At 72.5% G+C, this 26,011-nt stretch carries 20 protein-coding genes and 1 pseudogene; 4 read left to right on the top strand and 17 right to left on the bottom strand.

The genetic code is table 11. From position 1 onward, the window contains the following. Positions 1-5: 5 nt before the first annotated feature. The 5 genes from ftsH to dacB all read right to left on the bottom strand — a co-directional run bounded on the left by ftsH (position 6) and on the right by dacB (position 6,834). A complete protein-coding gene (gene ftsH / locus ACFWUQ_RS12850; RefSeq protein WP_384536826.1) occupies positions 6-2,036 on the bottom strand; it encodes an ATP-dependent zinc metalloprotease FtsH in 2,031 nt (676 codons plus the stop codon). A gap of 218 nt (positions 2,037-2,254) precedes the next feature. Beyond that, entirely contained in the window at positions 2,255-2,815 is a 561-nt protein-coding gene (hpt, locus tag ACFWUQ_RS12845; RefSeq protein ID WP_037794157.1) for a hypoxanthine phosphoribosyltransferase, read from the bottom strand. Positions 2,816-2,880: 65 nt separating this feature from the next. After that, positions 2,881-3,906: a tRNA lysidine(34) synthetase TilS gene (tilS, locus tag ACFWUQ_RS12840; RefSeq protein ID WP_384536823.1), complete on the bottom strand. Its 1,026-nt coding sequence runs from the start codon at positions 3,904-3,906 to the stop codon at positions 2,881-2,883. Between the two features lie 265 nt (positions 3,907-4,171). Next, positions 4,172-5,317 (bottom strand): zinc-dependent metalloprotease, encoded by a 1,146-nt coding sequence (locus ACFWUQ_RS12835; protein WP_384536820.1) that lies wholly within the window; start codon positions 5,315-5,317, stop codon positions 4,172-4,174. Positions 5,318-5,382: 65 nt separating this feature from the next. Continuing rightward, positions 5,383-6,834: a D-alanyl-D-alanine carboxypeptidase/D-alanyl-D-alanine-endopeptidase gene (gene dacB, locus ACFWUQ_RS12830; protein ID WP_384536818.1), complete on the bottom strand. Its 1,452-nt coding sequence runs from the start codon at positions 6,832-6,834 to the stop codon at positions 5,383-5,385. A gap of 163 nt (positions 6,835-6,997) precedes the next feature. Here dacB and ACFWUQ_RS12825 point away from each other — a divergent pair, with 163 nt between their 5' ends. Then, on the top strand, positions 6,998-7,492 hold the full coding sequence (locus tag ACFWUQ_RS12825; RefSeq protein WP_384536904.1) for an inorganic diphosphatase: 495 nt from the start codon (positions 6,998-7,000) through the stop codon (positions 7,490-7,492). 165 nt (positions 7,493-7,657) lie between these two features. After that, positions 7,658-9,298: a threonine/serine exporter ThrE family protein gene (locus ACFWUQ_RS12820; RefSeq protein ID WP_384536815.1), complete on the top strand. Its 1,641-nt coding sequence runs from the start codon at positions 7,658-7,660 to the stop codon at positions 9,296-9,298. A gap of 178 nt (positions 9,299-9,476) precedes the next feature. On the opposite strand, the gene ACFWUQ_RS12815 is transcribed toward ACFWUQ_RS12820, so the two are convergent. From ACFWUQ_RS12815 to ACFWUQ_RS12775, 9 genes and pseudogenes are all read right to left on the bottom strand, one after another. Continuing rightward, positions 9,477-10,187 carry a DedA family protein gene (locus ACFWUQ_RS12815; RefSeq protein WP_384536812.1) on the bottom strand — a complete coding sequence of 237 codons (711 nt, stop codon included), beginning with the start codon at positions 10,185-10,187 and terminating at the stop codon, positions 9,477-9,479. Positions 10,188-10,338: 151 nt separating this feature from the next. Next, positions 10,339-11,097 carry a MerR family transcriptional regulator gene (locus ACFWUQ_RS12810; RefSeq protein WP_384536811.1) on the bottom strand — a complete coding sequence of 253 codons (759 nt, stop codon included), beginning with the start codon at positions 11,095-11,097 and terminating at the stop codon, positions 10,339-10,341. Positions 11,098-11,189: 92 nt separating this feature from the next. Continuing rightward, positions 11,190-11,957, bottom strand: a complete 768-nt coding sequence (locus tag ACFWUQ_RS12805; RefSeq protein ID WP_384536901.1) for an ABC transporter permease — start codon at positions 11,955-11,957, stop codon at positions 11,190-11,192. Between the two features lie 14 nt (positions 11,958-11,971). After that, the gene (locus ACFWUQ_RS12800) at positions 11,972-12,916 is read right to left on the bottom strand and encodes an ATP-binding cassette domain-containing protein (protein ID WP_384536808.1); all 945 of its coding nucleotides are present in this window, start codon (positions 12,914-12,916) and stop codon (positions 11,972-11,974) included. Positions 12,917-13,036: 120 nt separating this feature from the next. Next, on the bottom strand, positions 13,037-13,657 hold the full coding sequence (locus ACFWUQ_RS12795) for a PadR family transcriptional regulator (RefSeq protein WP_384536805.1): 621 nt from the start codon (positions 13,655-13,657) through the stop codon (positions 13,037-13,039). 27 nt (positions 13,658-13,684) lie between these two features. Beyond that, positions 13,685-14,197, bottom strand: a complete 513-nt coding sequence (locus tag ACFWUQ_RS12790; protein WP_384536802.1) for a DinB family protein — start codon at positions 14,195-14,197, stop codon at positions 13,685-13,687. Between the two features lie 166 nt (positions 14,198-14,363). After that, positions 14,364-16,448, bottom strand: a pseudogene (gene mrdA / locus ACFWUQ_RS12785) (penicillin-binding protein 2); the annotation flags it as partial. A 62-nt stretch (positions 16,449-16,510) separates the two neighbouring features. Next, positions 16,511-17,968, bottom strand: coding sequence for an aldehyde dehydrogenase family protein (locus ACFWUQ_RS12780; RefSeq protein WP_384536799.1), 1,458 nt, complete (start codon positions 17,966-17,968; stop codon positions 16,511-16,513). Between the two features lie 89 nt (positions 17,969-18,057). After that, complete coding sequence (locus ACFWUQ_RS12775; RefSeq protein WP_384536796.1) at positions 18,058-18,936, bottom strand: helix-turn-helix domain-containing protein; 879 nt, start codon at positions 18,934-18,936, stop codon at positions 18,058-18,060. 329 nt (positions 18,937-19,265) lie between these two features. Here ACFWUQ_RS12775 and ACFWUQ_RS12770 point away from each other — a divergent pair, with 329 nt between their 5' ends. Further along, entirely contained in the window at positions 19,266-19,775 is a 510-nt protein-coding gene (locus ACFWUQ_RS12770) for an ATP-binding protein (RefSeq protein ID WP_384536793.1), read from the top strand. A 125-nt stretch (positions 19,776-19,900) separates the two neighbouring features. Here ACFWUQ_RS12770 and ACFWUQ_RS12765 read toward each other — a convergent pair whose 3' ends face one another. From ACFWUQ_RS12765 to ACFWUQ_RS12755, 3 genes are all read right to left on the bottom strand, one after another. Then, positions 19,901-20,146, bottom strand: coding sequence for a DUF397 domain-containing protein (locus tag ACFWUQ_RS12765; RefSeq protein WP_384536791.1), 246 nt, complete (start codon positions 20,144-20,146; stop codon positions 19,901-19,903). Positions 20,147-20,274: 128 nt separating this feature from the next. Then, the gene (locus ACFWUQ_RS12760) at positions 20,275-22,413 is read right to left on the bottom strand and encodes an FUSC family protein (RefSeq protein ID WP_384536789.1); all 2,139 of its coding nucleotides are present in this window, start codon (positions 22,411-22,413) and stop codon (positions 20,275-20,277) included. A gap of 445 nt (positions 22,414-22,858) precedes the next feature. Further along, positions 22,859-24,028, bottom strand: a complete 1,170-nt coding sequence (locus ACFWUQ_RS12755) for a DUF2786 domain-containing protein (RefSeq protein ID WP_384536786.1) — start codon at positions 24,026-24,028, stop codon at positions 22,859-22,861. Between the two features lie 286 nt (positions 24,029-24,314). On the opposite strand from ACFWUQ_RS12755, the gene ACFWUQ_RS12750 reads away from it, so the two are divergent. After that, positions 24,315-26,000 (top strand): bifunctional 3'-5' exonuclease/DNA polymerase, encoded by a 1,686-nt coding sequence (locus ACFWUQ_RS12750; protein ID WP_384536783.1) that lies wholly within the window; start codon positions 24,315-24,317, stop codon positions 25,998-26,000. Positions 26,001-26,011 lie beyond the last annotated feature (11 nt).

The following is a 26,011-nucleotide window of genomic DNA, read 5'->3' as shown; positions in this document are numbered from 1 at the left end:
GCCGATTACTCGACCGGGTCCTCCGGGGCCACCTCGATGCCCTTCTCCGTGGAGACCGGCGCGGCGGCGGTGGCCGACGTGCCGTTCGCGGAGTTCGTCAGCTGGAGCTCCTTGGGAGAGAGCACCGGCGGACGGGTGGAGGGGGTGCGGCGGGAGGAGCCGGTCCACGCGGGGCGGGCCGGGCGCTTCACGATGGTGGAGAAGATCTCGGCGATCTGCTCCTTGTTCAGCGTTTCCTTCTCCAGCAGCGCGAGGACCAGGTTGTCGAGGACGTCGCGGTTCTCGACGAGGATCTCCCAGGCCTCGTTGTGCGCGGTCTCGATGAGCTTCTTGACCTCTTCGTCGACCAGCGCCGCGACCTCTTCCGAGTAGTCCCGCGGGTGCGCCATCTCGCGCCCCAGGAACGGCTCGGTGTTGTCGCCGCCGAACTTGATCGCACCGAGACGCTCGGTCATGCCGTACTGCGTGACCATGGCCCGCGCCGTGGCGGTGGCCTTCTCGATGTCGTTCGCCGCACCCGTCGTCGGGTCGTGGAAGACCAGCTCCTCGGCCGCGCGCCCGCCCAGCATGTATGCCAGCTGGTCGAGCATCTCGTTGCGCGTGGTCGAGTACTTGTCCTCCTCGGGCAGGACCATGGTGTAACCCAGGGCCCGGCCTCGGGACAAGATCGTGATCTTGTGGACCGGGTCGGAGTTCGGGGAGGCCGCCGCGACCAGGGCGTGGCCGCCCTCGTGGTACGCGGTGATCTTCTTTTCCCGGTCCGACATGATCCGGGTCCGCTTCTGCGGGCCCGCCACGACACGGTCGATGGCCTCGTCCAGCGCGTGGTTGTCGATCAGCTTCTTGTCCGAGCGGGCCGTGAGCAGCGCGGCCTCGTTCAGGACGTTGGAGAGATCGGCACCGGTGAAGCCGGGCGTGCGACGGGCGACCGCGCCCAGATCGACGTCCGGGGCGACCGGCTTGCCCTTCTGGTGAACCTTGAGGATCTCCAGACGGCCCTGCATGTCCGGCCGGTCGACCGCGATCTGCCGGTCGAAGCGGCCCGGGCGCAGCAGCGCCGGGTCGAGGATGTCCGGACGGTTCGTGGCGGCGATCAGGATCACGCCGCCCTTCACGTCGAAGCCGTCCATCTCGACCAGCAGCTGGTTGAGGGTCTGCTCGCGCTCGTCGTGACCGCCGCCGAGGCCCGCACCGCGGTGCCGGCCGACAGCGTCGATCTCGTCGACGAAGACGATCGCCGGAGCGTTGGCCTTGGCCTGTTCGAACAGGTCGCGGACACGCGAGGCACCGACGCCGACGAACATCTCGACGAAGTCGGAACCGGAGATCGAGTAGAAGGGGACACCGGCCTCGCCCGCGACGGCGCGCGCCAGCAGGGTCTTGCCGGTGCCGGGCGGGCCGTAGAGCAGCACGCCCTTGGGGATCTTGGCGCCGACGGCCTGGAACTTCGCCGGCTCCTGGAGGAACTCCTTGATCTCGTGGAGTTCCTCGACGGCCTCGTCCGACCCCGCGACATCGGCGAACGTCGTCTTCGGGGTGTCCTTGGTGATCAGCTTGGCCTTGGACTTCCCGAAGTTCATGACTCGGGAGCCGCCGCCCTGCATCTGGTTCATCAGGAACAGGAAGACCACGACGATGAGGACGAAGGGCAGGAGCGAGAGCAGCACGCTCAGGAACGGGCTGGTCTTGTCCGGAGCGACGGAGTAGCCGTCCGGGATCTGACCGGCTTCGTACTTGGTCTGGAGGCTCTGGGCGAGCTGAACGCCCTGATCCCCGATGTAGTTGGCCTGGAACTTGGTGCCGTCGTGCTTGCCGAGCTTCTGGTCGTCCTTCAGATCAATCTTGATCATCTGGCTGTCGCCGGTGGTCAGGCGTGCCTGCTCCACCTGGCCACTGTTGATCGCCTTGATGACCTCGCTGGTGTCCACCGACTTGTAGCCGCCGCCGGAGCCGACGACATTCATCAACACGACCACGGCGAGGACGGCCAGCACGATCCACATGACCGGCCCACGGAAGTATCGCTTCACGTCCATCCATACGGGGCGCCAGGCGCCCCGTCCCTCCTGCCCGTAGGTAAATGCTGCTGTGAGTAAAGACTGTTCTTCGGAATGTACCCCTGTATTGTCACCCGCGGCCTCGTGGGACGGCTGACAGACCCGCTTCCCCTGCTCCAACGGCGGGAACCGCCTCCAGGTTCCCCGCCCGTTCGGCGGGGAACACCCGGGGGCGCGGACGGGCGCCTGCGGAGGGGTCAGCCGCCGTAGACGTGCGGGGCGAGCGTGCCGACGAACGGCAGGTTGCGGTACTTCTCCGCGTAGTCGAGGCCGTAGCCCACGACGAACTCGTTCGGGATGTCGAAGCCGACCCACTTCACGTCGATGGCGACCTTCGCGGCGTCGGGCTTGCGCAGCAGCGTCACGACCTCCAGGGAGGCCGGCTGGCGCGAGCCGAGGTTCGACAGCAGCCAGGACAGCGTCAGACCGGAGTCGATGATGTCCTCGACGATCAGGACGTGCTTGTCCTTGATGTCGGTGTCCAGGTCCTTGAGGATCCGCACCACACCGGAGGACTGGGTCCCGGCGCCGTACGAGGACACCGCCATCCAGTCCATGGTGAGGGGGGTGGACAAGGCGCGCGCCAGGTCCGCCATCACCATCACCGCGCCCTTGAGGACGCCGACGATGAGCAGGTCCTTGCCCGCGTACTCCGCGTCGATCTTCGCGGCCAGCTCGGCCAGCTTCGCGTCGATCTCTTCCTTGGTGATGAGCACCGACTGGAGGTCGTCGCCCATGTCCTTCTCGTCCACCCGCATCACTTTCGTCGACGGCCGCAGCTCCGGGGGCGTCCCCGGAGGACTCGGCCGTGGTTCAGCGCCAATCAGCCCTGCCGGATGACCAGTCTGCCACCCTGCCGCTGGGCCTCGACCCGGCCGGGCAGGTTGATGGCGCCCTGGCCCCGCCATCCGGTGATGAGCCGGTCGACTTCCTCGATGTGACGGGCGAAGAGCGAGCCCGCGGGGGAGCCCGCGGCGACGACGGCCCTGCGCAGCACACGACGCCGGACGGCGGGGGGCAGGGCGTACAGCTTCGCGCACTCCAGGCGGCCGTCGTCGTCCCGTACGCGGGCCTCCGCGTCGGCGGCCCAGGAGTCGAGGGCGTCCGCGTCGTCGCGGGAGAGCTGGGCGGTGCGGGCGAGCGCCTCGACGACCCCCTTGCCCAGCGCCTTCTCCAGGGCGGGCAGCCCCTCGTGGCGGAGCCGGGAGCGGGTGTAGGCGGGGTCGATGTTGTGCGGGTCGTCCCAGACGGGGAGGGACTGGACCATGCAGGCCTTGCGGGCGGTCTGCCGGTCGATCCGCAGGAAGGGGCGGCGGTAGCGCCGGTGGCGGGAGAGGCCGCCGGGCCCCGCGGAGACCTCGGGCATGCCGGACAGCGAGCGGATCCCGGAGCCGCGGGCGAGGCCCAGCAGGACGGTTTCGGCTTGATCGTCCCGGGTGTGGCCGAGCAGCACGGCGGCGGCTCCCAGCCGCTCCGCGGCCTCGTCCAGGGCGCCGTAGCGGGCGTCGCGCGCCGCGGCCTCGGGTCCGCCGTCCCGGCCGACGCGCACGGCGACGGACTCCACCGGGTCGAGGCGGAGGGCGGTCATGCGGGTGACGACTTCGGCGGCGCGCAGGTCCGAGCCGGCCTGGAGTCCGTGGTCGACGGTGATGCCGCCGGCCCGGATGCCAAGTTTGGGGGCCTCGAAGGCGAGCGCCGAGGCGAGGGCCATGGAGTCGGCGCCGCCGGAGCAGGCGACGAGGACCAGCGGCGCGGTGGCGGCGGGACGGTCGGTGAGATCGGTGAGGACGTCGTGGAGTACGCGGCGGACCGCCAGGCGTATCGCCGCGACCGCAGGATGGGGACCCATGTCCGGTGCCCTTCGGTGGTGTTCGGATGCCTCGAAGGCGTTGGGGTGTCTCGTGCCGGTGCATGCCGGCGGTGCTGCCCGGGAGCCCCCGCGGGACGGGGGCTGTCACTCAGAGTGCGTCGATGGTGACAGAACCGGGCGGTTCCCCGAGCATCGCACGCCCTTCAACGGCCTACGGTCCCTCGGACGGGTGACGCTGCTTCCCCCAGTGAGACATGTTCAGGCCTGTCCGCCCATGGCGTCCGGCGGGCCCGCGCCCCCTGTGTCACCCCCGTTCGCTCTCCTCGCTCCCCTTGCGGTGGACGCGTGCCACCCAGTCCGCGGGACGGGCGATCTCCGCCTTGGTCGGAAGCGTGTTCGGAGAGGTCCACACGCGGTTGAAGCCGTCCATGCCGACCTGCTCGACGACGGCGCGTACGAAGCGCTCGCCGTCGCGGTACTGGCGCAGCTTGGCGTCCAGGCCCAGCAGCTTGCGCAGCGCCGCGTCGAGGCGCCCCGCGCCACTGGCCCTGCGCTGCTGGAACTTCTCCCGGATCTCCGCGACGGAGGGCACCACCTGCGGGCCCACACCGTCCATGACGTAGTCGGCGTGGCCCTCCAGCAGGGACATGACGGCGGTGAGGCGGCCCAGCACCTCGCGCTGCTCGGGGGTCTGCACGAGCTCGACGAGGGAGCGGCCCTCCTCGCCGCGCTCGGCGTCGGGGCGGGCGCCGGCGAAGGACTGGGCGGCGTCGCGGATGCGCTCCAGGACCGTCATCGGGTCCACTTCGGTGGCTCGGAGGAACGTCTGGATTTCACCCTCAAGGTGGTCGCGCAGCCACGGGACCGCCGTGAACTGGGTACGGTGCGTCTCCTCGTGCAGGCAGACCCACAGCCGGAAGTCGTGCGGGTTCACCTCCAGCTCGCGCTCGACGTGCACGATGTTCGGGGCGACGAGCAGCAGCCGGCCGCCGCCGGCGGTGGAGCCGGGGAGGTCGCGGGAGACCGGCGCGAAGGTCTCGTACTGGCCGAGCACGCGGGAGGCCAGGAAGCTGAGCAGCATGCCCAGCTCGACGCCGGTGACCTTGCCGCCGACCGCGCCGAGGACGGCGCCGCCGGGCGCGCCGGCGCGGCGGTCCTGCATCTTGCCCAGCAGGGGGGCGAGGAGCTCGCGGAAGCCGGCCACGTTGGCCTTGATCCATCCGGCCCGGTCGACGACGAGGACCGGGGTGTCGTGGACCTCCGCGCCCTCGGGGATCATCCGGGTGAACTCGCGCACGTGCCGTTCCGAGGTCCTGGCGTGCCGCCGCAGCTCCGCGACGACGGCCCGGGCCTCGTCCCGGCCGATCTCCGGGCCGGGCCGCACCAGTCGGGTCGCGGTCGCCACCGCGAGGTTCCAGTCGACCATCTCCGCACCACTGATGCTCGTCATGCGTCAACCGTACGTGGGACGGCTCCCGTGCGGACCCCCCGCGCGGCTGTCGGGGCGGGCCCCCGTTACGGGGTCGCGGGCGCCGCGGTGCCTGCGACGGCGGCGGCGAGCCTGTCGAGGGCCTTCTCGGCGCCCTCCGGTCCGGGGGTGTTCGCGGTGAGGAAGGCGAAGGCCAGGAGCCGGCCGGAGGCGTCGACGACGGTGCCGGCGAGGGAGTTCACGCCGCTCAGGGTCCCGGTCTTGGCGCGGAGCAGACCGGCCGCGGGCGAGTCGCCGGCGTTGCGGGCGCGCAGGGTGCCGGTGAATCCGGCGACGGGCAGTCCGGTGAGGACGGGCCGCAGCTGCGGGTGCTCGGGGCCGGCGGCCTTGGCGAGGATGCCGGTGAGCAGGCCGGCGCTGACGCGGTCGGCGCGGCCGAGTCCGCTGCCGTCGGCGAACCGGGAGCCGCCGACGTCGACGCCGAGCGCGGCGAGCCGGTCGCGGACGGCCTGCTCGGCGCCCTCGAAGCTGGCGGGGCGGCCGGAGGCCAGGGCGGTCTGCCGGGCGAGGGCTTCGGCGATGTCGTTGTCACTGTGGGTCAGCATCCGCTCGACGAGACCCGCCAGAGGGGTCGAGAGGGTGGTCGCCATCGGCTGGGCGCCGGCGGGCGCCCGGCCCCGGGCGGGGGCGCCGTCGACCTGGACGCCGCGGTCGGTGAGCAGCGCGGCGAAGGCACGGGCCGCGTCCCCGGCCGGGTCGTCCGTGCGGTCCGCGGGGCCGGAGACGGAATCGCCGCGGCGGCCCTGGTCGGCGGCGAGGGAGGTGACGGGGGCGATGTTGGGGTTGGCGCCGATCGGGTGGCGGGCGGGTCCGGTGTACAGGCTGTCGTCGTAGGCCAGGGCCACCCGGTCGGTCCCGGCGGCCTTGAGCGCCTGGGCGGTGTCGGCGGCCAGGGCGACGAGGCTGCCGCCGGATCCGGCGGGACTCTTCTTCTTGGCGGTGAGGGAGGGGTCGCCGCCGCCGACGAGGACGATCTGCCCGGGTCCGGGGCCGGGGGTCACCGTGGTGCGGATCCGGTGCTCGGGTCCGAGGGCGGCGAGCGCCGCGGCCGCGGTGGCGATCTTGATGGTGGAGGCGGGGGTCATCGCCTCGCGCGGACCGGACGCGTAGAGCACCCGGCCGGTGGCGGTGTCGACGACGGAGGCGGTACGGGCGGTGCCGAGCGCGGGGTCGGCGAGCAGCGGCCCCAGGACGGCCGCCAGCCGCTCGTCGGCGTCCTCGGACCCGGTGGCGGTCTGCGGGCGCGGGGCCCCCGGGCCGATGGCGCCGAGCACCCCGGGAGCGCTGGGCGCGGCCTGCGGCAGGGGTTCGCCGCCGTGATCTGCGCCACCCGTGGGGCCCTGGGAGGCGACCCTGTCCCGCTCGGCCTTACGCTGGCCCGAGTCCCACGGGCCGGAGGCGGTCACCGCTGCCACCGACAGGGCGAGGCCGGCGACGGCCGAGCCCGCGATGAGCTGCCATGTCTTGACCAATGGCACCTCGGACCAGCCCCTTTCGCGATCACACATATGCGTGAGGGACACTTAACCACTGCGTCTTGCCGCGAGCATGGCACCCCACCCGGCAGGGCTGGGCCGGACGCGCACGTATTTGGGTCAACGCAGGCTCGAAGCAATGAAGCTGATCATGGAGGAGCAGGACGTGGAGTTCGACGTCACCATCGAGATCCCCAAGGGTTCGCGGAACAAGTACGAGGTGGACCACGAGACCGGCCGGATCCGTCTGGACCGTCGCCTCTTCACCTCGACCAGCTACCCGGCCGACTACGGCTTCGTCGAGAACACCCTCGGTGAGGACGGCGACCCGCTGGACGCGCTGGTCATCCTGGACGAGCCGACCTTCCCCGGCTGCCTGATCAAGTGCCGCGCCATCGGCATGTTCCGCATGACGGACGAGGCGGGCGGCGACGACAAGCTGCTCTGCGTGCCGGCCTCGGACCCGCGTGTCGAGCACCTGCGCGACATCCACCACGTCTCCGAGTTCGACCGCCTGGAGATCCAGCACTTCTTCGAGGTCTACAAGGACCTGGAGCCGGGCAAGTCGGTCGAGGGCGCGAACTGGGTCGGCCGCACCGAGGCCGAGGCCGAGATCGAGGCCTCGTACAAGCGCCTGCAGGCGCAGGGCGGCCACCACTAGGCTCCGCCGGTCAGCACGGGCAGCGGGCGGTACCCCTCGGGGGTGCCGCCCGCTGCCGCATGCCGGGGCCCGGACCACGGCCCTGCCCCCGGGGCGGCCTGCTTTCGCCGTGGATGAAACGATTCCGCATACTGGTACGGAAGGTGATCACGGACTGGAGGGCGCGTGGCGGAAGCCGACGGGGCGGAGGACAGGAAGCCCACGTCCGACGAGGCGCACAGCGCTTTCACGCCGCCGCCCGGGATGGAACCGGAGGTCCCCGAGGAGGACCAGCCCACCTCGGAGTTCGCCCGCCCGGGGGGAGCCGGGCCACTCGCCCCCGCTCCCGAGGGCTCCGCCTTCGCCACCCCGGCCACGTACAGCGCGCAGCACTCCCCGGCCGCCTACACCCCGGGGCAGGGCTTCCCCGTGGCGCGGATGAAGGAGTCCCCCTGGCAGGACCGGATGCGCACGATGCTGCGCATGCCGGTGGACGTGCGGCCCGTCCCGGACCTCGTGCAGAAGCACAGCGAGACGGGGCCCGCCGTGGGCCGTGTGCTCGACCTGACCCTCCGCATCGGAGAGCTGCTGCTGGCGGGCGGCGAGGGCGCGGAGGACGTGGAGGCCGCGATGTTCGCGGTGGCCCGCTCCTACGGGCTGGACCGCTGCGAGCCGACCGTCACCTTCACGATGCTGTCCATCACGCACCAGCCCTCGCTGGTGGACGATCCGGTCTCGGCGAACCGCACCGTGCGCCGGCGCGGCACCGACTACAACCGCCTCGCGGCCGTGTTCCGCCTGGTGGACGACATCAGCGCCCCGGAGATCGACATCTCGCTGGAGGAGGCCTACCGCCGCCTGGCCGAGATCCGGCGCAACCGGCACCCGTACCCCGGCTGGATGCTGACGTGCGCGGCCGGCCTGCTCGCCGGTGCCGCGTCCACGCTCGTGGGCGGTGGCGTCCTGGTCTTCTTCGCGGCCGCGATCGGCGCCGTCCTCGGCGACCGGCTCGCATGGCTGTGCGCCGGGCGCGGACTGCCCGAGTTCTACCAGTTCGTGGTCGCCGCGATGCCGCCCGCCGCCCTCGGCGTGGCGCTCAACATGACGGGGATCGACGTCAAGGCCTCGGCCGTGATCACCGGCGGGCTCTTCGCGCTGCTGCCGGGGCGGGCCCTGGTCGCGGCCGTCCAGGACGGCCTGACCGGCTTCTACATCACCGCCTCGGCCCGGCTGCTGGAGGTCATGTACCTCTTCATCGGCATCATCATGGGCGTGCTGGTCGTGCTGTACGTCGGCCTGCAGTTCGACGCCTCCCCGCGACCGGAGGAGGTCCTGCAGATCCAGCAGCGGCCGCTGATCCAGATCGCGGCCTCGATGGTGCTGGTGTTCACCTTCGCGATCCTGCTCCAGCAGGAGCGCTCCACCGTGTGGATCGTGACGCTGAACGGCGGGGTGGCCTGGGTGACCTACGGAGCCCTGCACTACGCGGGCGGGATCCCCGCCGTGCCGTCCACGGCGGTCGCCGCCGGGCTGGTGGGCCTGTTCGGGCAGCTCTTCTCCCGCTACCGCTTCGCCTCGGCCCTGCCGTACGTGACGGCCGCGATCGGCCCGCTGCTGCCCGGCTCCGCCACGTACTACGGGCTGCTGCTGATCGCCGAGAACAGGCTGAACGAGGGGCTGGGCTCACTGACCAACGCGGCGGCCATCGCCCTCGCCATCGCGATCGGCGTCAACCTCGGGTCGGAGACCTCGCGGCTCTTCATGCGGATCCCCGGGGCCGCGAGCGCCGCCAAGCGCCGGGCGGCGAAGCGGACCCGCGGCTTCTAGCGCGGATCAGCCGGACCGCGCGCCCCCCGTACGCCGCAGTACGCGCCCTCTGCGCGCCTCGTACGCCCCCGCGCCCGTACGCGAGGCACACGTACGCCCCCGCGCTCCGCACGCGGGCACACGTACGCCCCGGGACCCTCGCGGGTCGTCCGGGGCGTGCGTGCGGTGCCGGAAGGGGTCAGCGCTTGGCGTGGCGGCCGCGCGCGCCCGGGGCCTGCGGGCCGTTGCCGTCCTCGGCGAGGGCCGGGGCGGGCGCCTCCGCCGCCTTCTGCCTGCTCTCCTTGCGGGCCTTGAGGACCTCGAAGACCACCGGGATGACCGAGACGAGGACGATGCCCACCAGGATCGGCTCGATGTTCGTCTTGATGAACTCGATCTGGCCGAGCCAGTAGCCCGCGACCGTGACGCCCGCGCCCCAGCCGATGCCGCCGATGATGTTGAACGTCAGGAAGGTGCGGTACTTCATCGAGCCTGCGCCCGCGACCATCGGCGCGAAGGTGCGGATGATCGGCACGAAGCGGGCCAGCACGATGGCCTTCGGACCGTGCCGGTCCATGAACTCGTGCGCCTTGTCCAGGTTCTCCCGCTTGAAGAGCTTGGAGTTCGGCCGGTTGAAGAGCTTCGGACCGAAGTACTTGCCGATCATGTAGCCGACCTGGTCGCCGATGATGGCGGCGGCCACGATCAGGGTGCACACCAGCCACAGCGGCTGCTTGATGTACTGCCCGTCCGCGACCAGCAGGCCGGCGGTGAAGAGCAGGGAGTCACCGGGGAGGAACGCGAAGAGTCCCGACTCCGCGAAGACGATGACCAGGATTCCGATCAGGCCGAAGTGCGAGATCAGATAGTCCGGGGACAGCCACTCAGGGCCGAGCGCAAGCGTGTACACGGGTTCCGGACTCTCCTGGATAGGGGGGCGTGACGGCAGGTGTGACGGCAGGTGTGACGGTGCGGTTCTCAATTATCAACGCACACGACCCCCGCCCGGTTCCAGGTACCGGAAGGGGGTCGTACGGATGATCTCGGCGAGCCGGCCCGCGCTAGGCCTTGCGGACGGCGTTCGCCAGGATCGCGTCCCGGAGGTGCTCCGCCAGACCGGGCCTGACGGCGTCGTAGTGCGCCTTGAACCGCTCGTCCGCGACGTACATCTCGCCGAGGCAGGTGTGCATCTCGTACGAGCAGTCGTAGAACCGGGTGTGGATGTGCAGGCGGTGCTCCTCGGCCAGGTCCATCGCGCGCTCGCCGTCGGCGGGCTCGCCGGCCTCCATCAGGGCCGCGTACCGGGCGCTCCAGTCGGCGGCCTCGTCCTGGACCCGCCGCCAGTCCTCCTTGGTGTAGGCGGCCGTCCTGGCCTGCGACTGCGCGTAGGCGTCGGTGTCGCCCCAGCGCTGCTCGGCCTCCTCGGCGTACTGCTCGGGGTCGTGGTCCCCGAAGACCTCGAACCTCTCCTCGGGCGTGAGGTTGATGCCCATCTTCTTCGCCTCCATGGCGTGCTCGACGGCCTTGGCCATCTGCTGGAGCCGGGCGATCCGCTCGGACAGGAGGGCGTGCTGCCGGCGCAGGTGCTCCCCCGGGTCCGAACGCGGATCGTCCAGCAGGACCGCGACCTCTTCGAGGGGGAAGCCGAGCTCCCGGTAGAACAGGATGCGCTGGAGCCGGTCGAGGTCGGCCTCGTCGTAGCGCCGGTGCCCCGCGTGGCTGCGGCTGCTCGGGGAGAGCAGTCCGATCTCGTCGTAGTGGTGCAGGGTGCGCACCGTGACTCCCGCGAATCCGGCGACCTGGCCCACCGAGTAGTTCATCGCCTTCCGCCCCTCTGGTCGGTTACGCCCCCCACTGTGGCTCCTCACGCCGCGTGAGGTGCAAGCCCGCCCGCGGCCCGGTGTCCCGCCCGCTAACGGCTGAGGCCGCGGAAGCGGTGGACCGCCAGCGGGAGGAAGACCGCCACCAGCAGCAGCGGCCAGCCGACCGCCAGCAGCGTGGCGTGCTCGGAGGCCCAGGACGAGGAGGCCGCCGCCGGGTTGGCGAACAGGTCGCGCACGGCTGTCGCCGTCGCCGACATCGGGTTCCATTCGACCACCGCGCCCAGCCAGCCCGGCATCGAGGCGGGCGTGGCGAAGGCGTTGGAGAGGAAGCCCACCGGCCACACCAGGATCTGCACCGCCTGCACCAGCTCCGGCCGGCCCGCCAGCATGCCCAGCCAGATCCCGATCCACAGCATGGCGAAACGCAGCAGCAGGAGCAGCGCGAAGGCGAGCAGCGCGGCGGCGGCCGATCCGTGCCAGCGCCAGCCCAGCAGCAGTCCGACGCCCGCGAGCACGGCGAGGCCCGCGGCCGACTGGAGCATGTCCGCCGCGCTGCGGCCGACCAGCACCGCCGCGGAGGACATCGGCATGGAGCGGAACCGGTCGATCACCCCTTTGTCCAGGTCCCGGGTGACGGCCGTCATGGTCGCCTCCAGGCCGAAGGCCATGGTCAGCGCCAGCATGCCCGGCACCAGGAACTCCACGTACTCGCCGTCGACCCCCCGCCCGCCGCCCACCAGGAAGCCGAACATCAGCAGCATCATCACCGGGAAGACCAGCCCGACGAGCACCTGGACCGGCTGCCGCGCCCAGTGAGCGAGCTCGCGCCGGGTCATCGTCCAGGAGTCGGCCGCCATCCACGCCACCGCGCTCACGCGGCCGCCTCCGCGCGCTTCGCGCCGCCGGTCAGCCGCAGGAAGACCTCGTCCAGCGTGGGCCGCCGCACCGAGAGGTCGCTCGCCTCGACGCCCGCGTCCTCCAGCGCGCGCAGGGTCAGCGCCAGGCCCGCCATCCGTTCCCGCACCGGGAAGCTCAGCGTCAGCGCGTCCGCGTCGACGGCGAGCTCCGGCTCCGGCAGCAGCCGCGCCGCCCGGTCGAGTCCCGCCGCATCGCGCAGGACGACGACGATCCGGTCCAAGCCGACCAGGGACTTCAGCTCGTCCGCCGTGCCCTCGGCGGCCACCCGGCCGCCGTCCACCAGCGCGATGCGGTCGGCCAGCCGGTCGGCCTCCTCCAGGTACTGCGTGGTGAGCAGGACGGTCGTGCCGCCGCCCACGAGCGAGCGGACCGCCTCCCACACCTCGGCGCGGCCGCGCGGGTCGAGGCCGGTGGTGGGCTCGTCCAGGAACAGCACCTCCGGGTCCGTGATCAGGGAGGCGGCCAGGTCGAGCCGGCGCCGCATGCCGCCGCTGTAGCGGCGTACGGGCTTGCGCCCGGTGTCGCCGAGGCCGAAGCGCTCCAGCAGCTCGGCCGCCCGCGCTCCGGCCCGCCGGGCGCCGAGGTGGTGGAGGCGGCCGAACATCTCCAGGTTCTGCCGGCCGTCCAGCTCCTCGTCGAGGGCCGCGTGCTGGCCGAGCAGCCCGATCCGGGCGCGGACGGCCGCCGGCTCCGTACGTACGTCGTGGCCCGCGACGCGGACCGTTCCCTCGTCGTGGCGCAGCAGGGTGCTCATGACGCGGACCGCCGTGGTCTTGCCGGCGCCGTTGGGGCCGAGCACCGCGTGGACGGTGCCGCGGGCGACTTCCAGGTCGAGCCCGGCCAGGACGTGCTTGTCGCCGTACCGCTTGTGGACGCCTTCGACGGATATCGCCACCACACCCGCTCCTCGCGTAGTCAAGTTTGATTAGCTGAGGCGGCCACGGTACAACCGGACCATCAGGTAGTCAAACTTGAATACGTGCGCGCGGAATCGGCCCGCTCCCCGTGCCCGGCGGGGTCACCGGGTCGCGTACGGGTTCTCCTCGCCCTCCGCCAGCACGCCGACGAACGGCGCGCCGCCCTCGCCCGCGAAGGAGTACGCGCCCCCCTCGATCCGGGCGATCAGGCCCCGCGTCCACTCCGCCTCGGCGTCCGCGGAGTGGACCCACCGGTGCATGATCTCGCCGATGTGGCCCAGCTGCCCCGGGCCGCCCTCCGGCGTGTAGTAGTCCGTCACCGAGGACCGCCAGAGCGACAGCTTGCCCAGCCGCTCCCGCAGCAGGGCCAGCACCTCGGCCCTCGGCAGGTCGACCATGAAGCCGATCGCCGCCGAGAGCAGGTCCGACTTCTGGTCGTACGCCGCGAGGGCCTCGCGCAGCAGCTTGAAGTACTCGGCCCGGCCCGCGTCCGTCACCTCGTACTCGGTGCGCGGCGGCCCGCCGGCGGCGCTGGGGGCCACCTCGTGGGCGTGCAGGACGCCCTGCTTCGCCATCTGCTTGAGCGCGTGGTAGATCGACCCGGGTTTGGTGTTGGACCACTCGTGCGCGCCCCAGTACTCCAGGTCGTTGCGCACCTGGTACCCGTGCGCCCGCCCGTGCTGACGGACCGCGCCGAGGACGAGAAGCCGGATCGCTGACATGGGGCCACGGTACTAAGGCCGGGGCCCCTACCCCATGGCGCGGGTGCCGTCGACGGTCTCGCGGATGATGTCCGCGTGACCGGCGTGCCGGGCGAACTCCTCCACCAGGTGCAGCAGCATCCAGCGCATCGACACCTTGGCGTCCTGCGGGAACCAGGGCGCCGGAGGGAGCGGGAAGCTGTCGTCCAGGCTCGGGACCTCGGCGATGAAGGCGGCCGTCTGCTCCGCGACCCCGTCCCAGAAGGCCAGGAGGCCGGGGATGCTCTCGCCCTCGACGAGGCGGAACATCTCCCCCCAGCTCTTCTCGTCGCGCACCCGCTCGTTCGGCTGCTGCTGGGCCATCCGCAGCCAGCTGAGTTCGCACTCGGCCACGTGCTTGAGCAGCCCGGACAGCGACAGCTCGCTGGCACTCGGGCTGCTCGCGGCCTGCTCCTCGGTCAGCCCGAGGAGCGACTCTCGGATCGCCGTGCGCTGGGCCTCCACGAAGGCGAGGAGCGTGCCGCGCTCGTCACCGGGGACCTCTGTGCTTGCCTGAGCCATGTCCGACCGCCTCTTCCGTGGTGTGGGATGCGCAGCGGGGTCCGTCCCTCTCCCCGCCGACAGGAAGGACACTACGGAGGCTTGCGGTCAGCTTCCGTCCTCAACTCCCCCGGCTTCCGTCCTCAGCTCCCCCGGCTCTCGCCCGCGCCTCCCGCGCTCCTCACTGCGCGGCGATCTCCCCGTCCGGACGGACCGCCGGCAGCTCCGTCGCCGGCTTCGGCAGCAGGGCCTTGGCCAGGTCCTGCCTGCCCGTCTCGTCCAGCCCGTACATCGCCTCGTAGATCTTGCGGACGGCCGGACCCGAGGCGCCCGAGCCGGTGCCGCCCTGGGAGATCGTCATGACGATCGAGTAGTCCTCGGTGTACGAGGCGAACCACGAGGTGGTCTGCTTGCCCTGGACCTCCGCCGTACCGGTCTTGGCGTGCATCGGGATCTGCTTGTGCGGCCAGCCGACGAAGCGCCACGCCGCGCTGCCCGTGGTGGCGACGGAGGCCAGCGCGCCGTCGATGTCGTCGCGCGTCTTCGCGTCCATCGGCAGCTTGCCCAGCACCTTCGGCTCGATCCGGCGCACGGTGGCGCCGTCGGCGCTGACCACCGCCTTGCCGACGCTGGGCTGGTGGAGCGTTCCGCCGTTGGCGATGGCCGCGTACACGGAGGCCATCTGGACCGGCGTCACCAAGGTGTCGCCCTGGCCGATGGAGTAGTTGATGGCGTCGCCCTCGCGCAGCTGGTTGCCCTGGCGGCAGTTCTCGTAGGCGATCTTCTCGGCGAAGGTGCCGTTCTTCTTGCCGTCCCGGCACCAGGCGGCCTTGTTCGCCTCGAAGAAGTCCTGCTTCCACTTGCGGTCGGGCACCCGGCCGGGGACCTCGTTCGGCAGGTCGATCCCCGTTCGCTTGCCGAGGCCGAACTCGTGCGCCGTCTTGAGGAACCAGTCGTTCGGGGTCTTCTTCGGGTTGATCCCGCCGTCCTTCTTCCACTCCTGGTCGGCGATCGCGTAGTAGACCGTGTCGCAGGAGACCTCCAGGGCCCGGCCGATGGTGATGTCGCCGTAGCCCTGCGACTCGAAGTTCGTGAAGGTCTGGTTCCCGACCGAGTAGGCGCTGGGGCAGGGGTAGCGCCGGTTGAAGGGGTAGCCCGCGTTCACCGCGGCCGTGGAGGTGACCACCTTGAAGATGGAGCCCGGGGCCGCCTGGCCCTGGATCGCCCGGTTCAGCAGCGGGTAGTTCGACTCCTTGTCGGTGAGCCGGGCGTAGTCCTTGCCCGAGATGCCGCCCACCCAGGCGTTGGGGTCGTAGGTCGGGTTCGAGGCCATCGCCACGACGCGGCCCGTCTTGTTCTCCATGACCACCACCGCGCCCGAGTCGGCCTCGTAGGCGCGGCGGGTGTTGTTCTTGTCGATCGTGCGGCGGGCCTCGATCATCGCGTTGTTCAGCTCGCGCTCGGCGACCGCCTGCACCCGGGAGTCGATCGAGGTCACGACGTTCGAACCGGCCTGCGCCCGGTCCGTCTGGCCCTGCCCGGTGACCCGGCCGAGGTTGTCCACCTCGTAGCGGGTGATCCCGGCCTTGCCGCGCAGCTCCTTGTCGTACGTGCGCTCCAGGCCGGAGCGGCCCACCTGGTCGGAGCGCAGGTAGGGCGAGTCGGAGTTCTTCGCCTTGGTGATCTCCTCGTCCGTGACCGGCGAGAGGTAGCCGAGCACCTGGGAGGTGTTGGCCCCGTCCGGCCCGGCGTAGCGGCGCAGGGCGGTGGGTTCGGCGGTGATGCCGGGGAAGTCCTCCGCGTGCTCGCGCAGCTGGAGGGCCTGCTCGGTGGTGGCCTCGTCACTGACCGGGATGGGCTGGTAAGGGGAACCGTTCCAGCACGGCTGCGGGGTCTTGTCGTCGCACAGCCGCACCTTGTCGATGACGTCCTGCGGGTTCATCCCCAGGACTCCGGCCAGGCGGGTCAGGACGCCCTTGCCCTTGTCGCTCATCTTGAGGAGCTCGGTACGGCTGGCGGAGACGACGAGGTGCGTGGCGTTGTCCGCGAGCGGCACCCCGCGCGCGTCCAGGATCGAGCCGCGCACGGCGGGCTGGACCACCCGCTGCACATGGTTGTTCTTGGCCTCGTCGGTGTACTCCTGGCCGTTGCGTATCTGGAGGTACCAGAGACGCCCGCCCAGGGTGAGGAGCAGCGAGAAGACCACGATCTGGATCACGACGAGACGGTTCTGGACCCGAGGGGTCCGGCCGGTCTCCGGTATGTTGCTCAAACTCTGAATCTCCCCCGGGCGGCGGCTGCGCTACGCCCGGTCGAGTCTAGAGCGGTCGCGGCCTAGAACGGGAAGCGCGTCCGCCCGTGCTGCACGGAGATCCATTTCTGGGTGGTGAACGCCTCGATCGTGGCCTCGCCGTTCAGCCGGCCGAGGCCCGAGGCCTTCTCGCCGCCGAAGGCGGCCAGCGGCTCGTCGCCGATCGTCGAGTCGTTGACGTGGATCATCCCCGTCTCGATCCGCTGCGCGAACCGCACCCCCCGCTCGACGTCCCGGGTGTGCACGGCGCCGCTCAGCCCGTACGGGGTGGCGTTGGTCAGCCGCACGGCCTCGTCCTCGCCGTCGAAGACCACCAGCAGGGCGACCGGACCGAAGATCTCCTGCCCCAGGAGCGGGGAGTCCTCGGGGATCCCGGCCAGCACGGTCGGCTCGACCAGGTTGCCGCGCGTAGAACCCCGGACGAGGGCGCGGGCCCCCTCTTCCACGGCCCGGTCCACGAGCGCGGTCAGGGCGTCGGCCTGGAAGGAGTTGATCAGCGGGCCGATGTGGGTGTCGGCCTCGTGCGGGTCGCCGGTGCGCAGGGCGCGCACGCGGGCGGTGAACTTCTCGGTGAACTCCTCCGCCACGGAGGCGTCGACGAGGATCCGGTTGGCGGCCATGCAGACCTGGCCCTGGTAGACGAAGCGGCTGAAGACGGCCGCGTCCACCGCGTAGTCGAGGTCGGCGTCGTCGAGGACGACGAGCGCGCTGTTGCCGCTGAGCTCAAGGACCGTCCGCTTGAAGTGGCGGGCGGCGACCGCGCCCACATGCCGGCCCACCCGGTCCGATCCGGCGAAGGAGATCACCTTGGGCACGGGGTGGGTCAGGAGTGCGTCGCCGATCTCGGCTATGTCGGTGACCAGGACGTTCAGCAGGCCGACCGGGAGGCCCGCCTCCTCGAAGATCTTGGCGATGACACCGCCGCCGACGACCGGGGCGTTCTGGTTCGGCTTGATCACGACGGCGTTGCCGAGCGCGAGCGCCGGGGCGACCGACTTCATCGTGACCAGGAAGGGGAAGTTGAAGGGGCTGATCACCGCGACCACGCCGACGGGCAGGCGCTGGACCCGGTTCTCCTTGCCCTCGACCGGCGAGGGCAGGATGCGGCCCTCGGGTCGGACGGCGAGCTGCATCGCCTCGCGGAGGAACTCCTTGGCGAGGTGGATCTCGTACTCGGCCTTGGGACGGGTCCCGCCGAGCTCGTCGATCATCGCCTCGACGATCTCCTTCTCGCGCTCCTCGGTGATCCGCAGGGCGCGCTCCATGACGGCGCGTCTGGTGTAGGGGCCGGTGGCGGCCCACTCCTTCTGCGCCCGCTCGGCGGCCCGGTACGCCCGGTCCACCTGCTCGACGGTGGCCACGGTGATGGCCGCGAGCTTCTCGCCGTTGTAGGGGTTGACGTCGATGATGTCCCACGAACCGGTACCGGCCAGCCATTCGCCGTCGATGTACTGGTGAGCCAGGTCGCTGAATATGGACATGCCATCCCTTACTGCGAGCGCGCACCCGTGCGCTGCACCGGAGACCGATCGGTCGTCATGCACTGATCAGGCGTCATACTACGTGCGAATCAAGACAGTTGGAGCAGACCACGGAGAAGATCCCGGGTCCGGTCGGGTTCGGGGCTGTCCGCCTGGAGCCGTTCCATCGCCCGCCCGTACTGCCCCACTTCCTCTTCCTTGTCCAGGTAGAGGGCGCTGGTCAGCTGTTCCAGATAGACGATGTCCTGCAGATCGGACTCAGGGAAGCGCAGCAGGGTGAAGGCTCCGCTCTCGCCCGCGTGGCCGCCGAAGGAGAAGGGCATCACCTGGAGGTGGACGTTGGGCCGCTGGGAGATCTCGATGAGGTGCTCCAACTGCCCGCGCATCACGTCGCGGTCGCCGTACGGCCGGCGCAGCGCGGCCTCGTCGAGGACCGCGTGGAAGACCGGGGCGTTCTCGGAGACGAGGACCTTCTGCCGCTCCAGGCGGAGCGCGACGCGGCGGTCGATCTCGGCGGCGGTGGCCCCCGGCATACCGCGGCTGACCACGGCGTGGGCGTAGGCCTCCGTCTGCAGCAGGCCGTGCACGAACTGCACTTCGTAGATCCTGATGAGCGACGCCGCGCCCTCCAGGCCGATGTAGGTCTGGAACCAGCCGGGCAGCACATCGCCGTAACTGTGCCACCAGCCCGTCGCGTTGGCCTCCCGGACCAGCCCGAGGAGCGACTCGCGCTCCGCGCTGTCCGTGACTCCGTAGAGCGTGAGGAGGTCCTCGACGTCCCGTGCCTTGAAACTCACCCTTCCCAACTCCAAGCGGCTGATCTTCGACTCGGACGCGCGGATCGAGTAACCGGCCGCCTCACGGGTGATGCCGCGGGATTCACGGAGTCGCCTGAGCTGTGAGCCCAGGAGGATGCGGCGCACCACAGAACCGCTCGCTTCTGCGGTCACTAGTACTGCCCTCCCCATCGCCATGGCGTACGCGTGCGTCGCGGGGCCCCCGCACCCCAGAGGCCGCAGTCTGCCACCAAAACGCATCGGCCCGTACTCGTTCTGTAACGGAATCCCGCGCACGGGGAAAGAAGTCCGTAAGGATGCGTAGGGAGAAATGAGCAAGAACCATCACGGGAGCGGACACGTCCGGCGCGTGCACGTGCATCTGCCCTTGCATCCGGCTCTGCCATTCGGAACGATGGTGCCGCGCACCTGCGTGCTTCTCGCGCCGGCGCCGGACCCACCCCGCAGTTCTCTTTGGACGGAAGCCGCCGCTCCGTCCGCGAATCCCGGGAGTGCCTCGCATGGGGACGAATGGATCGACCATGCTGGAGCCGTTACGGCAGGGGCTTCCCCCGGTCGACCCCACGGCTGTCTCCGGGTCCGCGTCCTGCGCTCTGCCCGCCCGCTTCGAGGCGGTGCGCGGCGCACGTACGTTCACCCGGTCCACGCTCTCCCAGTGGGGTCTCGACCAACGCTTCGACGACGTGGCCCTGGTCGTGTCCGAGCTCGTCACGAACGCGCTGCGCCATGCCCTGCCCGAGGACGCGCGGGGTCCGGGCGCCGAGCCTGAGCCGCCGGTGCGGCTGCACCTGATGCGGTGGAGCACCCGGCTCGTGTGCGCGGTGCGCGATCCGAGCGAGGACCGGCCGGGCGGCGCGTTCTCGCCGGAGTGCACGGAGGAGAACGTCGACCTGGAGTCCGGGCGCGGCCTGTTCCTGGTCGACTCGTACAGCGACAGCTGGGGCTGGCACCCGCTCGCGGGGCGGCTGACCGGCAAGGTGGTCTGGGCGCTGTTCCTGCTCCAGGACTGAGCGGGGCCGACCTCCGCGACCACGACGACCGCGGCGACCACGACGCCCACGACGACCGGCCGGGACCGATCCATGGATCGGTTCCGGCCGGTGCACGTGCACGGCGCGATCGATGCGCTCGCCCGTCAGCTGATCAGGTGGTCGAACTCCCCGTCCTTGACGCCCAGGAGCAGGGCCTCGATCTCGGCCGGCGTGTAGACGAGCGCCGGGCCGTCGGGAAAGCGCGAATTGCGCATGGCGACGTCGCCGCCCGGCAGCCTCGCGAACTCCACGCAGGAACCCTGCGAGTTGCTGTGTCGGCTCTTCTGCCAGGTCAGCTGATACAAGGAAGCGAGTTCTGCAGCTGCTATCCCGTTGTACGCGTGGTCCACAGGAAGCCCCCGATAGTGCAGATGTCAACTGCACCGGATCATAGCTGTGTTCATAAGCGCATGCATGGGCAGATGCACGTGCACGCGCGGTGGTCCATTGATCACTCACGGGTCATCCGCCGGACGGATCAGGGCCGCAGGGCCCGTGACACCTCGTCGAGGGAGTCCAGGATCTGCCCGGCCGCACCGCGCAGCACGTCCCGCGCGGGCGCGCCGGGGTCGGGGGCGGGGTCGGGGTGCGCGTCGGGTGCGGGGTGCGCGGCCGGGGCGGGGTGCGGCCGGGGCGTGGCTGCGGGGGCGGGGGCGTTCCCGTCGGCGAGCAGGGCCCGGACCCCGTCCCACCGCGGCACCCGGCGCTCCCGCACCGCCTTCGCCCCCGCCTCCGTGGCCTCGCGCAGGGCCCGCGCCAGGGCGGCCGCGCCCGGGACCGGGGGGTGCGCGCGGTCCGGCAGGTGGGCCTCCAGGAGCATGGCGTTGCGCCCCAGCGCGGCCAGGGCGTCGCCCGCCCCCTCCGCCGCGGTTCGGGACAGCCCCCGGTGGCGCACGGGTTCCCCGGCGGCCCGTGCCAGCGCCTCCTGCCAGGCGATCCGGGCGTCGCGGGCCGCCAGCAGCGCCTCCCGCACGTCGGCCCTCCGGGCCCCGGCCGGATCCGCGTACTGCCCGAGCACGGCGGCCGCGTACCCCCCGACGGCGGCGAGCCAGTCCGCCAGCCGGGCCCGCAGCCTCGGCGTCTCCCAGGCCGGGTAGACGGCGTAGCCGACCATCGCGAGGAGGCCGCCGACCAGCGTGAGCGCGACCCGGTCGGGCACGGTCTGGTCCCAGCGCGCCCCTCCCATGCCGAGCAGGAAGACCACGTACGCGGAGACGAACACCTGCGTCACGGCGTACCCGGTGCGCATCAGCGCGTACATCAGGCCCGCGCTGACCACGGCGAGCAGGCCGGACAGGTACATGCCGGGCTGGGCGCTCTGCACGACGGCCGTGGCGACGGCGACCCCGACGAGGGTGCCGGAGAAGCGGGCCACGGCGCGCGCGTAGGTCTGGCTGAAGTCCGGCCGCATGACCATGACGGAGGCCATCGGGGCCCAGTAGGCGTGCCCGAACGGCAGCGCGTGCCCGAGGAAGTACCCCGCGCAGGCCACGGCCGTGACCCGCACGGCGTGCCGCAGCACCGGGGACCCCGGGCGCAACTCGGCCCGTACGGCCTTCAGCGCGGGCGGCACCGATCCCGGCAGGGTGGGCCGCAGCAGGGACTCACCCGGGTCGGCGGTGCGGCCGGACACCGGCTCCGCCGTCTCCCGTACGTCGTCCAGCAGGGCGGCGAGGCGGTGGGCGGCCCGCAGCGGGGCGCCGTCCAGGAGGCCCGCCGTGTCGGGGGACCTCAGGACCGCGAGGGCGGGGGCGGGCGCCCGCACCGGCTCCCCGCGCCGGATCGCCCGCGCGGCGGCGTCCAGCACCGCGGCCGCGGCGGCCAGCAGTTCCCGTACCCGGTCCCGGGCCGGGCCCTCGGCCGGGGCGCCGACCGCCGGGTCGGCGAGCGAGGCCAGCACCGGCCGGATCCGCTCCGCGGACCCCCGGGCCCCGTGCAGCTCGGCGGGACGGCGGCGGGCCTCGCGCGGGGTCACCGCGGCCGCCGCGCGGGCCCGCATCAGCGGCTGCGGGTCGAAGGGGGCGACGGGGTCGTGGCGCAGCCGGCGGGCGTAGTCGGCCTCGGCGGCCAGCGCGTCGGCGAGGGCGTCGCGCCGGGCGCCCCAGCGGCGGACCGGGAAGAGCACGATGAGCAGGGCCTGGACCATCCCGCCCGCGGCGATCATCGCGGCGTGCCCGGCGGCCTGCGGCACCGAGGCCGGCAGGGTGACGGTGACCAGCATGATCGCGACGTTGCTGGAGGCGATGACCCCGGCGGTGGGTCCGGCCGCCCACATCATCCCCGCCGCGAAGGTCCACACGGCGAGCAGGGCCAGGAAGAGCACCGTGTGCGAGGACCCGACGAGATACCCGGTGAAGGTGGACACGGCCAGGGTCAGACCGGAGGAGAGGGCGAGGGCGGGGCGCGGGCGCCAGCTCTTCTGGAAGGTGGCGACGGCCGCCATGAAGGCCCCGAAAGCGGAACTGACCGCCGCCCCGGGCCCGAGGAGGGCCAGCCCCGCGCCGATGACGATCGCGAGGCCGACCGTGGCGCGCAACGCGACGAGCGGCTCCAGGGAGGCCCGCTCGACCGCCAGGCCCGACCGGACGGAGTCCTTCAGGGCCCGCAGCCAGCTCATGGCGCCGAGCGTATCCGCTGGGGGTCTTCGGTAGGGTTTCCGCCGCTTCGCCCGGTTTACCCTGCGGCCGGTGGGGGCGGCTCGTCGGGCGGGCCGCGGGTCGCGCTGCGGTCGGGCGGGGCCGCACGCGGCCGGTCGGCCGGTCAGGGGCGACGGTCGGCGGGGACGGTCGGGGGCCGCGCTGCGGTCGGGGGTCGCGCTGCGGTCAGGCGCGGGGCCGCGCGCGACCAGTCGGCCGGTCAGGGGCGACGGTCGGCGCAGACGGCCGCGGGTCGCGCTGCGCTCGGGAGGGGGCCGCGCGCGGCCGGTCGGCCGGTCAGCCGGTCAGCCGGTCAGCCGGTCAGTGGCGACGGTCGGCGGGGGCGGTCGGCGGGGGCGGTCGGTCACGGGGCATGGGCGGGAGCCACAGAGGGGGGATCTACTGGGGCGGAGGGTAACGGGGTCTTCACGTCAGCGGTTTGCGCCGCCCGCCCATGTGGGCGCGGTCGGCGGCGGCGGTCCCGTCCTCCCACCCCGCGTGGTCGGTCGCCCCGCGCAGCCGCGTCGTCGTGGTCCGGGGGAACATCTCCTCCGCCCGCGAGGTGACCGCCACGTCCCGCGCGACCAGCGCCGGCAGGTAGTCCGGGGCCTGCGCGGCCGTGTGCTCGGCCGTCCGTGCGAGGCGCTGGCCCAGCCGACTGGCGTACGCGAGCAGGAACGACTGCCGGAAGGTCTTCGTCCGCTTGCGCCCGCCCGAGCGCTGCGCGGCCTCCGCGCGGGTCATCGCCGCCGTGCCCTGCACGAGCAGCGAGGTGTACAGCAGCTCCACCGCCTCCAGGTCGCTCTCGAAGCCCACGACCGTGGAGAACTCGAACGCGCTGTTCCACACCGCCCGGCAGCGGTTGGCCGTCGCCACCGCGTCGAGCAGCACCGCCTTGGCCTCCTCGTACGGCGGCTCCACGCCGATCCGGCACGCCCCGGGCGTCCGCGAGGACCCCGTCCGCACCGCCAGCAGCGCTTCGTCCACGGTGTGCCGGGCCATCAGCTCCTGCGCCTTGGCGCTGAGGACCTCCGCCTCCTCCGGGAAGGTCGTCGCCTCCGCCTTCGCCAGCAGGGCCCGGATGCGGCCCAGCATCCGCGGCTCGATGTGCGCGTGCTCGACCGGGTCCACCGGGTCGCCCGGCAGCGGGCCCACCGGTTCGATCGAGGGCAGCCGGACCAGCAGCCGGAACACCTCCAGGAACGCGGTGACCAGCGTGAACCGGTCCGTCCGCTCGCGCTCCGCGACCCGCTCGGCGTACGCGGTGTCCTCGCCCCACCAGGCTTCGGCCCCGGTCCACCGCTCGGGGAGCCGGGCGTAGCGGCGCGCCTCGGCGGCGATCAGGTCGCCGGCGATCCGCAGGTGCCGCTCGTCGAGGTCCCGCCGGACCAGCCGGAGCACGTCGGCCGGCCGCCAGCCCCGCTCCCAGCCCTGCCGTACGTACGTCTCCCCGCGCGCCAGCAGCTCCTGCCCCACCCCGGGCCACTGCCCGGGCTCGGCGACGAGCATCGAGGCGCCCGTGTCCAGCCCGCCGTCGTCCTGCGCGTACAGGGCGGCGGCAAAGGCCCGGTCGACCACGTCGGAAAGATCTCTCACCCCCTCAGCTTGGCACGCCCACCCCCACCCCCTCCCAGCACCTTCCCACCCCACCGCGACCACCCCCCGCCCCGCCAGCGCAAATGCCCCGCGGACCACCTCCCCCCGCCGGGGCAACTACCAGCCTCGCCGGCGTTTGAGGCGCGGGGTCCGGGGCGGAGCCCCGATCCCTGAGCCCGGCCGGCCCGCGCCGCCGCACACCGCACGGCCCCGCCCCCCGGCCCCGGCCTCCGACCCCCGGCCCGGCGCCGCCGCACTGTCAGACCCCGGTGGGACACTCGCACCCATGAGCGACCGCACCCCCCGGTGGGCCCTCGCCGAGGACGGCGACGGTTGGTGGCACGCCGCACCCGCACCCGCCACCCCCCACCCCGGGGCCCGGCTCCGCGTCCGCGACCCCGCCGAGGCGATCCGCGCCGCTCCCTCCGACACCCGCTGGATCTGGTCCGCCACCGCGGCCGTCTACCCCCGCCTCCTCGCGTCCGGCGTCCGCGTCGAGCGCTGCTACGACGTCGAGGACGCCGAGCTCCTGCTGCTCGGCCACGAGGGCCGGTTCGGGGAGCCCCGCTCCGCCGCCGCCGCGTGGGCCCGGCTGACGGGTGGACCCGTACCGCCCGATCCGCCGCAGCGGTCCGCCTCCCCCGGCACACAGTCCTCGCTCTTCGACCCGCGGCCCGCCCCACTGCCCCTCGACGCGCTGCTCGCCGTCCACGCCGGCCAGGCGGAGCGGATCGACGCCACCGCCCACCCGGACCGGATGCGGCTGCTCACCACCGCCGAGTCCGCCGCCTTCCTCGTCGCCGCCGAGATGAACCGCGCGGGCCTGCCCTGGCGGGCCGACGTGCACCGCGCCCTGCTCACCGACCTGCTCGGCGAGCGGTACGCGGGCGGCGGCGAGCCCCGGCGCCTCGCCGAGCTGGCCGACCGGGTCTCCGCCGCCTTCGGCCGGCGCGTCCGCCCCGATCTGCCCGCCGACGTCATCAAGGCCTTCGCCGAGGCCGGGATCAAGCTCAAGTCCACCCGGCGCTGGGAGATCCAGGAGCTGGACCACCCCGCCGTCGAGCCGCTGATCGCGTACAAGAAGCTGTACCGGATCTACACCGCCCACGGCTGGGGCTGGCTCGCGGACTGGGTGCACGACGGCCGCTTCCGCCCGGAGTTCATCCCCGGCGGCACCCTCACCGGCCGCTGGGTCACCAACGGCGGCGGCGCCCTGCAGATCCCCAAGGTGATCCGCCGCGCGGTGGTCGCCGATCCCGGCTGGCGGCTCGTCGTCGCCGACGCCGACCAGATGGAGCCGCGCGTACTCGCCGCGATCTCCCGCGACCCCGCCTTCATGGAGGTGGCCGGCCGCCCCGAGGACCTCTACACCGCCGTCTCCCGCGAGGGCTTCTCCGGAGACCGGGACAAGGCCAAGATCGCCGTCCTCGGCGCCGTCTACGGGCAGACCTCCGGGGACGGCCTGAAGAACCTGGCCGCCCTGCGCCGCCGCTTCCCGCTGGCCGTGGCCTACGTGGACGAGGCGGCCCGGGCCGGGGAGGAGGGCCGGCTCGTACGGACCTGGCTCGGCCGCACCTGTCCGCCGCCCGCCGGGTCCGGCGACGGGGAGGACGGCGGCGGCGAGGCCGGGATCCCGCAGGACCGGGACGACGGCTGGACCCCGAGTCACGCCTCCACCAGCACCCGGGCCCGCGGCCGGTTCACCCGCAACTTCGTCGTGCAGGGAAGCGCCGCCGACTGGGCGCTGCTGCTCCTCGCCGCGCTGCGGCAGGCGACCGCCGGGATGCGGGCCGAGCTGGTGTTCTTCCAGCACGACGAGGTGATCGTGCACTGCCCGGCCGAGGAGGCCGAGACGGTCGCGGAGGCGATCCGGGCCGCCGGGGACCGGGCCGGGCGCCTCACCTTCGGCGACACCCCGGTCCGGTTCCCCTTCACCACCGCCGTCGTGGAGTGCTACGCGGACGCCAAGTGATCCCCGCCCGC

The organism is Streptomyces sp. NPDC058662 (assembly GCF_042716255.1).
Lineage (GTDB): Bacteria > Actinomycetota > Actinomycetes > Streptomycetales > Streptomycetaceae > Streptomyces.
Note: the sequence above shows the minus strand (reverse complement) of the source record. Positions and strands in the feature narration are given on the sequence as shown.

Bases quoted from the DNA above. Each gene is read 5' to 3' on its own strand.
- ACFWUQ_RS12790 (WP_384536802.1), bottom strand. From the start codon at position 14,197: ATGGCTCAGGCAAGCACAGAGGTCCCCGGTGACGAGCGCGGCACGCTC.
- ACFWUQ_RS12780 (WP_384536799.1), bottom strand. From the start codon at position 17,968: ATGTCCATATTCAGCGACCTGGCTCACCAGTACATCGACGGCGAATGG.
- hpt (WP_037794157.1), bottom strand. From the start codon at position 2,815: ATGCGGGTGGACGAGAAGGACATGGGCGACGACCTCCAGTCGGTGCTC.
- ACFWUQ_RS12810 (WP_384536811.1), bottom strand. From the start codon at position 11,097: ATGAACTACTCGGTGGGCCAGGTCGCCGGATTCGCGGGAGTCACGGTG.
- ACFWUQ_RS12795 (WP_384536805.1), bottom strand. From the start codon at position 13,657: ATGTCAGCGATCCGGCTTCTCGTCCTCGGCGCGGTCCGTCAGCACGGG.
- ACFWUQ_RS12760 (WP_384536789.1), bottom strand. From the start codon at position 22,413: ATGAGCTGGCTGCGGGCCCTGAAGGACTCCGTCCGGTCGGGCCTGGCG.
- ACFWUQ_RS12805 (WP_384536901.1), bottom strand. From the start codon at position 11,957: ATGGCGGCCGACTCCTGGACGATGACCCGGCGCGAGCTCGCTCACTGG.
- ACFWUQ_RS12770 (WP_384536793.1), top strand. From the start codon at position 19,266: ATGGGGACGAATGGATCGACCATGCTGGAGCCGTTACGGCAGGGGCTT.
- ACFWUQ_RS12750 (WP_384536783.1), top strand. From the start codon at position 24,315: ATGAGCGACCGCACCCCCCGGTGGGCCCTCGCCGAGGACGGCGACGGT.
- ftsH (WP_384536826.1), bottom strand. From the start codon at position 2,036: ATGGACGTGAAGCGATACTTCCGTGGGCCGGTCATGTGGATCGTGCTG.
- ACFWUQ_RS12835 (WP_384536820.1), bottom strand. From the start codon at position 5,317: ATGACGAGCATCAGTGGTGCGGAGATGGTCGACTGGAACCTCGCGGTG.
- ACFWUQ_RS12775 (WP_384536796.1), bottom strand. From the start codon at position 18,936: ATGGGGAGGGCAGTACTAGTGACCGCAGAAGCGAGCGGTTCTGTGGTG.
- tilS (WP_384536823.1), bottom strand. From the start codon at position 3,906: ATGGGTCCCCATCCTGCGGTCGCGGCGATACGCCTGGCGGTCCGCCGC.